The sequence below is a fragment of the Streptomyces sp. NPDC001851 genome, assembly GCF_040297165.1.
Lineage (GTDB): Bacteria > Actinomycetota > Actinomycetes > Streptomycetales > Streptomycetaceae > Streptomyces.
Map to the genome: position 1 here is coordinate 1 of NZ_JBEOYR010000060.1, position 9093 is coordinate 9093.

The 9093-nt window shown below is 69.4% G+C and carries 10 protein-coding genes; 8 read left to right on the top strand and 2 right to left on the bottom strand.

Annotation, left to right across the window (positions count from 1 at the left end; genetic code table 11):
- Positions 1-343, top strand: a 343-nt coding sequence (locus tag ABT171_RS41305) for a ClpP family protease (protein ID WP_351252079.1), incomplete at its 5' end; no start/stop codon positions are given.
- Positions 344-432: 89 nt separating this feature from the next.
- The gene (locus ABT171_RS41310; RefSeq protein WP_351252081.1) at positions 433-1044 is read left to right on the top strand and encodes an ATP-dependent Clp protease proteolytic subunit; all 612 of its coding nucleotides are present in this window, start codon (positions 433-435) and stop codon (positions 1042-1044) included.
- 39 nt (positions 1045-1083) lie between these two features.
- Here ABT171_RS41310 and ABT171_RS41315 read toward each other — a convergent pair whose 3' ends face one another.
- Positions 1084-1809 carry a dienelactone hydrolase family protein gene (locus ABT171_RS41315; protein ID WP_351252083.1) on the bottom strand — a complete coding sequence of 242 codons (726 nt, stop codon included), beginning with the start codon at positions 1807-1809 and terminating at the stop codon, positions 1084-1086.
- A 195-nt stretch (positions 1810-2004) separates the two neighbouring features.
- Here ABT171_RS41315 and ABT171_RS41320 point away from each other — a divergent pair, with 195 nt between their 5' ends.
- From ABT171_RS41320 to ABT171_RS41345, 6 genes are all read left to right on the top strand, one after another.
- Entirely contained in the window at positions 2005-2220 is a 216-nt protein-coding gene (locus ABT171_RS41320) for a hypothetical protein (RefSeq protein WP_351252085.1), read from the top strand.
- A 125-nt stretch (positions 2221-2345) separates the two neighbouring features.
- The gene (locus tag ABT171_RS41325; RefSeq protein ID WP_351252087.1) at positions 2346-3062 is read left to right on the top strand and encodes a GNAT family N-acetyltransferase; all 717 of its coding nucleotides are present in this window, start codon (positions 2346-2348) and stop codon (positions 3060-3062) included.
- An 8-nt stretch (positions 3063-3070) separates the two neighbouring features.
- The gene (locus tag ABT171_RS41330; RefSeq protein WP_351252089.1) at positions 3071-5383 is read left to right on the top strand and encodes an Rv1355c family protein; all 2313 of its coding nucleotides are present in this window, start codon (positions 3071-3073) and stop codon (positions 5381-5383) included.
- 360 nt (positions 5384-5743) lie between these two features.
- On the top strand, positions 5744-5869 hold the full coding sequence (locus tag ABT171_RS41335) for a hypothetical protein (RefSeq protein WP_351252091.1): 126 nt from the start codon (positions 5744-5746) through the stop codon (positions 5867-5869).
- A gap of 214 nt (positions 5870-6083) precedes the next feature.
- On the top strand, positions 6084-7277 hold the full coding sequence (locus ABT171_RS41340) for a cytochrome P450 family protein (RefSeq protein ID WP_503079050.1): 1194 nt from the start codon (positions 6084-6086) through the stop codon (positions 7275-7277).
- A 556-nt stretch (positions 7278-7833) separates the two neighbouring features.
- On the top strand, positions 7834-8577 hold the full coding sequence (locus ABT171_RS41345; RefSeq protein WP_351252095.1) for a dienelactone hydrolase family protein: 744 nt from the start codon (positions 7834-7836) through the stop codon (positions 8575-8577).
- A 354-nt stretch (positions 8578-8931) separates the two neighbouring features.
- Here ABT171_RS41345 and ABT171_RS41350 read toward each other — a convergent pair.
- Positions 8932-9093: non-reducing end alpha-L-arabinofuranosidase family hydrolase (locus ABT171_RS41350; RefSeq protein ID WP_351252097.1), on the bottom strand; the 162-nt coding region annotated here is incomplete at its 5' end.

Genomic DNA, 9093 nt, shown 5'->3' on the forward strand with positions numbered 1-9093 from the left:
GTTCTGCGCGTCCATGGGCCAGTTCCTGCTCACGGCCGGCACCCCCGGGAAGCGGTTCGCGCTGCCGCACACCAGGATCCTCATGCACCAGCCGTTGGCCGGGCTCTCGGGCGTCGTCACGGACATCAAGATCCACGCCAAGCAGATGCTGGAAACGAAACGGGAGATGGCCGAGCTGATCGCCCATCACTCGGGCCAGACGTTCGAGCAGATCACCAAGGACTCGGACCGGGACCACTGGTTCACGCCCGCCGAGGCCAAGGAGTACGGCCTCATCGACGACATCATGACCCGTGCCTCCGGGGCGCCCGGCAAGGCCTTCCAGCACGCGTCCGCTCGATGACCGCCCCGTGGAACACCACCCCCCTGCGCACGGAGGTACCGCGCTCAGTGAAGCCCTTTGAACACGCGTCCCAGCACCGGGGCGTGCCCATGACCGGTCGTTACGTCGTTCCGCACTTCGTGGAACGCACCGCGCAGGGAACCAGGGAACTGGATCCGTACGGCAAGCTCTTCAGTGAACGGGTGGTCTTCCTCGGGCACCAGGTCGACGACACGTCGGCCAACGACATCATGGCGCAGCTGCTCTGCCTGGAAGCCATGGACCCGGACCGGGACATCTCCCTCTACATCAATTCGCCCGGGGGCTCCTTCACGGCGTTCACCGCCATCTACGACACCATGCAGTTCGTCAAGCCGGACATCCAGACCGTCTGCCTGGGTCAGGCGACCTCCGCCGCCGCGGTGATCCTCGCCGCGGGCACAGCGGGGAAGCGGATGGCGCTGCCGAACGCCCGGATCCTCATTCAGCAGCCCGCCCACGAGGGAAGTCAGGGCCAGGTATCCGACCTAGAGATCCAGGCCACGGAGGTCGAACGGCTGCGTCTGCTCATGGAGCGGGTCCTGGCGGAACACACGGGGCAATCGCTGGAGCGGATCTCCAACGACATCGAGAGGGACAGGTTCTTCACGTCGCCGGAGGCGAAGGCGTACGGGCTGATCGACCAAGTGGTGTCGCCGCGGTCGGTCGTCGGCGTGTCCTGACATCCCTGCGGTCCGGTACCTGTGCGACCGCCGGCCGGATCACCCCGCCACGGGCAGGCACTCGGCGAGCAGGTTGACGACGTCGCGCCACGCTCGCTGCGCATGCAGCGGGTGGTAGCCGACGCCGGGGCGCACGGCGTGCTCGACCGGGGGATGGTGGAAGGCGTGCAAGGCGCCGCCGTACACCACGAGCCGCCAGTCGACGCCCGCGGCCTGCATCTCCGCGGTGAACGCCTCCCGTTGCGCGGGCGGCATGATCGGGTCCTGCGACCCGACACCGGCCCACACCGGACACCGGATGCGCGCCGCTTCGCCCGGCCGGCCCGTGAGCAGTGCGTTGACCGTCCCGATCGCGCGCAGGTCGACACCGTCGCGTCCCAGTTCCAGCGCGATCGCGCCCCCGGTGCCGTAGCCCACGGCGGCGATCCGGTCGGGATCGGTCCGCGGTTCGGCGCGCAGTACCTTGAGCGCCGCGTGGCCGATGTCCCGTATCCGGTCGGGGTCGGCGAGCAGCGGCATCACGTGCGCCAGCATCTCCTCCGGGTCGGTGAACCAGCGCCCGCCGTTGATGTCGAAGGCCAACGCCACGTATCCGAGCTCGGCCAGGGCGTCGGCCCGGCGGCGCTGGAAGTCGTTCAGCCCAATCCCCTCGGGCCCGACGAGCACCGCGGGCCGGCGGTCGGCACCGGCGGGGAGCGCAAGGTGCCCGATCATCGTCAGGCCGTCGGCCGGATACTCGACCGTGCGCGTGGTAACCGTCGTCATGAGACGGGACTGTAGTGATCCAGGTCACCTCAACGGTGATGCCGCGCCGACCGCACTCCGCGTCCATCCGCAGCGTCCTCGCGATGACCTCGTCCGGGTCGGCTCGTGTCGTACGCGGCGCGGCGGTCCCGGCAGGCGACTCGGCCGGGCAAGGGTGTTCGGGGCAGTGGCCGCGCCCGTCTGGAGAAGGCCCTGGTGGACCAGGGCTTCAAGGACGACAAAACCACGACCCGTGCCGGTGAACTGCGCGGCCAGAGCGACCACTTGACCACCGCCCTGGCCGACACCGAAGCACGACTCGCAGACCTGGCCACCCCGAGGAAGACCATCGCCGACGTCATTCGATGCCTCAAGCGGTATGCGCCCGCGAAATCCCCAAGCCCTGATCCACAGCCGCTTGACGCTACATAGGGGCGTCAACCTCAACACCCATCTCATCGCCCGAATGCGCCGCTACATCGCCGACCGCGACTGGCTCACCTTCTACCAAAGCCACATCAATGACCCGCATCCGACCCAACCTACGAGGACCCTTGGTGTATCTCCGGCTACTCGAGGCACAGTTCAACGATCCCGCCTATGACGCCTATCTCGAAGCCCAGCAACGCGCATACTCCGCAACCGGCTACGAGACGTTGACGAAGTACGGAAGCACGGACGCGCGCACTACTCGCGACCCGTTGAGTTACCTTGCTGTTTTCGACGAGACGGCAGGCGACGACGGCGAGAGGCTCGTCGGCGGTATCCGAATCCACCGGAAAATAGCGGGTCAGCTGCCGTCCGAGATACACCTCGCGAGCCAGGATTTCAACGATGCCCTGGCGGACGAAGTCGCCGCCGGCGAGTCGGTGGCAGAGATTTGCGGCATCTGGGTGGACCACGACTGGAGGGGCCGCAGCCTCGCGTCCCTGCTGTGCTTCGCCTCCGTCGTGGCGGCTCAGCGACTGGGGGCCACCGTGATCTGTGGCAGCGGCCCCACTGAGCGAATCAAGGGGTACGAACGGTGCGGTCTCCGTTTCCGGCACGATCGCCCCCTGCACGACCGCCCGTTTCCGGGCATCACGGCGTACTACTCCATCAACCGGGCCGAGGCCATCCGCCATCGCGAGGAGCGATTGACCAATGCGGCGGTCCTGCTGGACCGCGCCCTGGACGAAGCCCCCTGTATCCCCACCGACGTGGTCCGCGCCGTCGCCGAAAAGCTCGGCCTCGGGCACTCCACCGTCTCGGCGTCCTCAGGCAACGCACGTTAGGCGATCAATTGAACCTGGAAGCGCATCTCGGCACCTTCACCCAGACCGCCGGCAACACGGCTCCATGGCGACCGAGGCTGTACGTACCGGTCGAGCCCGAGCAACGCTCTGCCCTGACACAGCTCCTCGAAAGCGGTGTCGTCGGCTCCGTCCACGACACGTGCGCCGACCAGCTGGCAGAGCTCCTTTCCGCTCGGCGCCCCGACTGGCGTCCGGACGCCGATGAGTTGGCCTCGGCGGTCACCGACCACCTCGGCGGCAGGCCCCCGGCGGAGTACGGCACATGGGCGTGGTACGCCTGGTCGCGGCAGCTCGTCCACGTCCTACCGCCGGCCGAGCACCGCGAGCTCCGTCAGTCCCGCAACCGCTACAAGATCACCGCGGAGGAGCAGAACCTCCTGTCACGGAAGACCGTGGCCGTGGTCGGCCTCTCCGTGGGCGCCGCAAGTGCGGTCACCCTCGCCCAGGAGGGTGTGGGCGAGCGTTTCCGGCTCGCCGACTTCGACCACCTCTCCCTCTCCAACCTCAACCGGCTCCGCGCCTCGGTCGCCGATGTCGGCCTGCCCAAAGTCGTCATCGCCGCACGGCAGATGTACGAGATCGACCCCTACCTCGACATCAGTGTCTGGCCGGAGGGACTGACCGAGGAGAACACCGACGCCTTCCTCGCGGGCGGTGGCCGCACCGACCTCCTCGTCGAGGAGTGCGACGACATGTTCCTCAAGGTCCACGTCCGTGAACGCGCCCGCGCGCTCGGCATCCCCGTCCTGATGGAGACCAACGAGCGCGGCATGCTGGATGTGGAGCGGTTCGACCTCGAACCTGAACGTCCCCTTCTGCACGGCCTTCTGCAGGAAGTGGCAGCCTCCGAAGTCAAGGCGATGTCGACCCGCGAAAAGCTCCCGCACCTCCTCCGCATCCTCGGTCAGGACGAGCCCTCCGAGCGCCTGGTCTCCTCCCTCGTCGAGACAGGCAAGACCATCTCCTCATGGCCACAGCTCGCCTCGGGAGTCAGCCTGGGCGCCGCGCTGGTGACAGACACCGCTCGCCGTCTCCTCCTCGGTCAGTTCACCGCCTCGGGAAGGTACTTCGTCGACACCGGCACGCTGATCCGCGAGGGCGCGGAGACCTCCTTGACACCAGCGGAACCCACGTCCGAGGCCACTGCGGAGGCGGCCACCCCTCCCCTCCTCCTGCCGCCGCCGCCGCCCAGCAACGCCGGCGCCGCCCTGGGTGAAGAAGGCATTCGCCGCCTGGTCGCCCACGGCATCCAGGCGCCGTCCGGCGGCAACAGCCAGCCCTGGCGGTTCATAGCCCATGACGAGGCGTTGGACTGCCGCATCGACGCCGCGCAGCCGCAGACCTTGCTCGACTTCGAAGCCCGCGCCACCCATCTGGCCATCGGCGCGGCGGTGGAGAACATTCACCTCGCCGCCCAAGCCTCGGGCTGGGCCTGCCATGTGCAGTACTTCCCCACCCCGGCCGACCCCGGGCTGGTCTGCCGACTCACCTTCTCCAGCGCGGCTGACGTCCCGCGCCCCGCACTGTTCGACTGGATCGAGCACCGCACCACCAACCGCAACCCCGGCCCCGTTCGCCCGCTCGTCGAGTCGCACGCCGCAGCGCTGAGGGACTGCGCCACCGAGAGCGGCGCCCGGCTGCACCTCGTCACCGACCGCGATCAGTTGGACGAGATGGGACGGATCCTGGGGGCAGGCGACCGGCTGCGGATACTTTCCCCGCAACTGCATCGGGACATGATGAACGAGTTGCGCTGGGACCCCGAGGAGGCTCGGCGCACGCGGGACGGCATAGACGTCGCCACTCTGGGGCTCGACGACGTCGACCTCGCGGGCCTCCGTCTGGCACGGCAATGGCCCGGTCTGGCTTTCGTTCGCCGGATCGGCGGCGGCAAAGCCTTCGAGGAGAGTGCCGGAAAAGCCCTTGCCGCCTCGTCGGCCGTCGGCTGCCTCACCATCCCGGGCAAGGGCCCTCACGCCTTCGCCAACGGCGGCCGCGCCCTGCAACGGCTCTGGCTCACCGCCACTTCCCTCGGCTTGGGATTCCAGCCCCACACCTCCCTGCTCTACCTGTTCGCCCGCGTGGAAGGCGGCGGCGAGACCGGACTCGACGCCACCGAGACCGACGTTCTGCGCACTCTGCGCACCAGGTTCACCGCCATCATCCCCGGCAAGCCGGACGAGGCCGAACTCATGCTCTTCCGGCTCTCCTACGCGTCGCCGCCAACGACCCGCTCGCTGCGCCGCACCGTCGACTCGGTCCTTCAATTCGGCGGGCCGCCTTCGCGGAGCAGGGCGTGACGTGGCTCCGGCACGGCCACGGAACGCTGTTGCTGATCTCCAGGCGGTCATGTTCCGACGCGCATGATGCCGGGAGCGTCCGCGACAACGGATGCGCCACAAGGAGGTCCGCCCTTGTTGACCGGCCGCGGGACAAGACACCTGCTGGTTCGCAGCCCCCAACCGGCACTCCTGGAAGCATCTCTCCGTTACGGGCAGACACTCGTCGAGCGGACCGACGACGTCACTCCAGGCAGAGTCCTCCGATCCGACCGCTGCCCACACAGGACAGCGGATGGATCGACACCGGCGCGCCCGAGTTCCAGCCCGATGGCGCCCCCGGTGCCGTAGCCGACGATCGGCGCCGGCCGGGAGCGCCAGGTGCCCGACCATCGTCAGACCGTCGGCCGGGGGGCCGCGATCCGGCACGGCCTCCGCCAACTCCAGTACCGACAGGACGTCCTCGACGGCTTTCTCACCGGCACCAGACTCCTCGATTCACCGTGACGACATCACGCGTTCAAGGTCAAGTAGCAAGGGGAGTGGACTGTTGTGCGAGTGAGAGTGCGGGATTAAAGTGAACGGCCGTGCTCGGTGTGGTCGGCGGGGGCCGGTCAACCCGGGCCTGAGGGAAAGGAATTCCGTCTTGACCGAGACCGAGAACGCCGCCGCCGATCCCGCGATATCCAACCGAACCGAACGGCCCGACAGCCCCGACGGGATCGAGTTACTCGCCTCGCTCAGCCCCGACTTCGAAGCCGACCCGTACGTCGCCTACGCGCGGCTGCGCGAGCGCGGTCCGGTGCACCAGGTAGTGACGCCCGACAGGGGCGTGGTGTGGCTCGTGGTCGGGTACGAGGCCGCGCACGAGGCCTTCAGCTCCCCGAAGCTCAGCCGGGACTGGCATCGCGAGTGGCGGCAGACCGGCTGGCGCCCGCCGTACGCCCTGGACAAGCTCGGCAACGCCAACATGCTGATGAGCGACCCGCCCCACCACACCCGGCTGCGGAAGCTGGTGGCGCGGGAGTTCACGGCCCGGCGGGTCGAGGAGATGCGGGGCCGCGTCCAGGAGATCACCGACGAACTGCTGGACCGCATGACGGCGGACGGAGCGCGCCGCGCCGACCTCATCGAGGCGTTCGCCTCCCCGCTCCCCATGATCGTCATCGCCGAACTGCTCGGCGTCCCCGGCCTGGACCGCGCCGCCTTCCACGCCTGGTCCAACGAGACCCTCGCACCCACCAGTCCCGAGGCGGAGAAGGAGGCGTACGAGCAGGTCATGCCGTATCTCACGGGGCTCATCGCCGCCAAGCGCGAGAGCCCCGGGCAGGACCTCCTCAGCGCCCTCGTCCACACGGTCGACGAGGGCGGCGACCGGCTCACCGAGGACGAGCTGGTCTCGTTGGCCTTCCTGCTGCTCGTCGCCGGGCACGAGACGACGGTCAACACGATCGGCAACGCCGTGCGCGCGCTCTTCGCGCACCCCGACCAGTTGGCGGCCGTACGGGCCGATCCGGCGGGGCTGGCGGCGGGCCTGGTGGAGGAGACGCTGCGCTACGACGGGCCGGTGCCGACCACCACGCCGCGCATCGCCCTGGAGGATACCGAGATCGGCGGCGTACAGGTGCCGCGCGGTGCCATCGTGCTGATCGCCATGGCCGGCGCGGACCGCGACCCGGCGCGCTTCCCCGATCCGGATCGCTTCGACGTACGGCGCGAGGATGCCCGGGCCCATCTCTCCTTCGGACACGGGATCCACTTCTGCCTGGGCGCCCCGCTCGCCCGCCTCGAGGGCGAGGTGGCGCTGCGCACGCTGCTGGAGCGCTGCCCGGACCTGGCGGCGGACGGGGAGCCGGGCGAGTGGCTCCCGGGGATACTGATCCGGGGGAGGCGGAGCCTGCCGGTGCGGTGGTGATACGCCCGCCGCGGGCGGGCTGACGGGCGGGTGAGCGGTCGCGGCACGCCGTTCGCGCCGGTCAGCGGGGACTGTCAGTGGCGGGTCCACGCTGGCCGCAGTCCTGCGGCAGAGGCGTCACGCACTGGACAGGAGAGAGGCGATCGTCATGACCGCGACCTGCTGCTGGTGAGCACCAGGAAAAGGCCTCTTCCCCGCCCACCGGCGCGACGGGGCAGGGAAGTCCGAGGAGTCGCACCGACCAGGCGGTGTACCCCGAGGCCCTCCACGCGCGCACCCGGCTGGGCCCCGGCTGCTCGCCTCCGGGGACAGCGCGCACCGGGGCCCGGCGTCTTCCACTCCGGCGGCCTCGGCGCCAGCCGGCAGGAGCCCGAACGGCCCGCCGTCGCTTCCCGGAGGGGACCGGCGTCTCGCCGAGCGGCTGTGACAGCTGATCCCGGCGCCCGCAGAGGGGCCTAGGTGGTGTCGGCCACTGAGCTCGGCAGCTCGCGAGATCGGACTGATCATCCCTTCAAAAGAACCGCACCCAACGCACTCAGCCTCCGGGAGAAGCTCCATGTCTGCTGTGGAAGCCATTGACCTGAGCAGCCTGAGTGGCCCGGCCGGGGGTTCGCAGAGGCTGAAGGGGCACCTCACCCGACCGGATGGCCCAGGCCCCTGGCCAGGCGTGGTCATTGCACACGAGGTACTCGGCGTTGACGACGTCATGCTCCGCCAAGCCGAGCGCCTGGCCGGCGCCGGGTACCTCACACTGATGCCCGACCTGTTCACCGAGGGCGGCGCCCGGCGCTGTCTGATCCCTACGATCCGCGCGGCCATGTCCGGGACCGGGCGTGCCTACCAGGACCTGGAGGCTGCCCGCTCCTATCTGCTGGCCCAGAGTGACTGCACCGGTGCGGTCGGCATCATCGGCTTCTGTATGGGAGGCGCGTTCGCTTTGATGACGGCCGGAGGCGGTGACTACGACGCGGCGTGCGCCAACTACGGACGGCTTCCCAAGGACCTGGACGTCCTCGCCGACGCCTGCCCCGTGGTCGCCAGCTTCGGCGGCAAGGACCGCACCCTGAAGGGGGCGGCCGACCGGCTGAGCGCGGCCCTCGAACACCATGGAGTCGTGCATGACGTCAAGGAGTACCCGCAAGCGGGCCACGCCTTTCTCAACGACGCCGAGGCCGGCCCCAGGCCACTGCGCCCCCTGTTCCGCGTCATGAACATCGGCCCGGATCCGGACGCTTCGGCGGACGCCTGGCAGCGCATCGAGACCTTCTTCGCCACTCACCTTCACGCTGCCCGCACCTGAGCAAGCCGAGTCGGGTGGCCGGGTGAGCCGGCCTTCGAAGGCGACTTGGAAGGCGTTCAGCGGTGCCTTCCAGCGCACGATCCACTTCTTGCGGCCCTTGCCGCGAGCATCGCGCCTGTGCCTTGCCGGCTCTGTTCGGCGTACCGTCGCCGTGAAACCCGGATGCGAAATCGACCGGCCGTGAGCCGCCGATCCGGCTTGCGTCATCGCCGCCGCTGGTCGGCCCGCAGTCTCCAGCTGCCTCACGGTGCGCGGCCCGGGTCGTCGCCGAGGTGACGCCGGGTAGTTGTGACGGAAGGCGACGGCCGGCCCGATCAGGGTGGGGCCGGCCGCCGGCGAGGTACACAGGCTGGTTCAGCGCTGCAGGGTGAGGAGACCCGGCCGCCACGGCAGTTGGTCGTAGGGGCCGCTCGCGGTGGGCGACTTGCCCTGGTAGAGGAGCTGCAGGTGGCAGGGGTCGATGGTCATGGTCTGGTCGGGGTTGTCGCGGACCAGGTCACCGTGGCTGATGTCGTT